General features: G+C 51.2%; 1 pseudogene. It reads left to right on the forward strand.

Annotation, left to right across the window (positions count from 1 at the left end):
• Positions 1–39: 39 nt before the first annotated feature.
• Positions 40–424: pseudogene (locus tag HBA93_RS18800) on the forward strand (DNA polymerase III subunit beta); the annotation flags it as partial.

Below are 424 nucleotides of genomic sequence, written 5' to 3' on the forward strand. Positions count from 1 at the left end.
TGATTTGCCGGTTTATGAAGGCAAGCCGGAGATATCGGCATGACAGATTTGTTCACTATCAGTCGGGGAGCCTTGCTCCCCGCACTGATCGCTGTGATCAAGGCTGTTGAACGGCGCTCGACTATCCCGATTTTGCAATATGTCCGGTTGTCATATGTCGATGCGGCACTGATGATTACTGGCACAAATCTAGATGTGGAGATTTGCGCCAAAGTGGCGGTTGAAAATCTGCATTCGTTTAGCGGCTTCACCCTGCCCGCTGGCGTACTGCATGATGCTGTACGCAAGCTGCCGGATAGTGCCGAGATTAAATTTCAGATGGAAGGGAAGAAGGATTCTTCATCCTTCACAATTTCTGCCGGCCGCTCTCATTTCAAGCTGAACAGCCTGCCGGGTAGCGATTTTCCGGAAATGGCCGTTGCTG

The sequence above is a fragment of the Ochrobactrum sp. SFR4 genome (assembly GCF_019730395.1).
Taxonomy (GTDB): Bacteria; Pseudomonadota; Alphaproteobacteria; order Rhizobiales; family Rhizobiaceae; genus Pseudochrobactrum.